Origin of the sequence: Streptococcus mitis subsp. hohhotensis (genome assembly GCF_020089495.2) — a bacterium.
GTDB classification, from domain to species: Bacteria; Bacillota; Bacilli; order Lactobacillales; family Streptococcaceae; genus Streptococcus; species Streptococcus hohhotensis.
Genome location: NZ_JAIRCA020000026.1, coordinates 12,660 through 13,004 on the forward strand (window position 1 = coordinate 12,660; position 345 = coordinate 13,004).

The following is a 345-nucleotide window of genomic DNA, read 5'->3' on the forward strand; positions in this document are numbered from 1 at the left end:
CCCAGCTAAGGTCACACCAGAAACACCAGAAACTGAAAAACCAGTTGAGATTGAAATTACTCCACAACCAAATGGAGATGCGATTGTAACGCCTAAGAAACCAGGAGGAGGAACATATCCACCAGGTACTAAGGTAGAAATCCCAGGTGAAGATGGAAACACAATTACTGTTGAAATCGGTAAAGACGGTTCAGGTAAAGTACCAAATGACAAACTTCCTAAGAAAGCTGTTCCAGGTACAGGAACAGTAACAGAACCGAACAAGAAACCATCACAACCAGTGAATGTAACAACACCAGCTCGTAAGACACCAACAATAGAGTTGAAACCAGATCCTAAGACAGG

At 42.6% G+C, this 345-nt stretch carries 1 protein-coding gene; it reads left to right on the forward strand.

Annotation, left to right across the window (positions count from 1 at the left end):
- The coding region (locus tag K4Z77_RS08965) for a hypothetical protein (protein WP_224219109.1) at positions 1–345 on the forward strand (345 nt) is incomplete at both ends.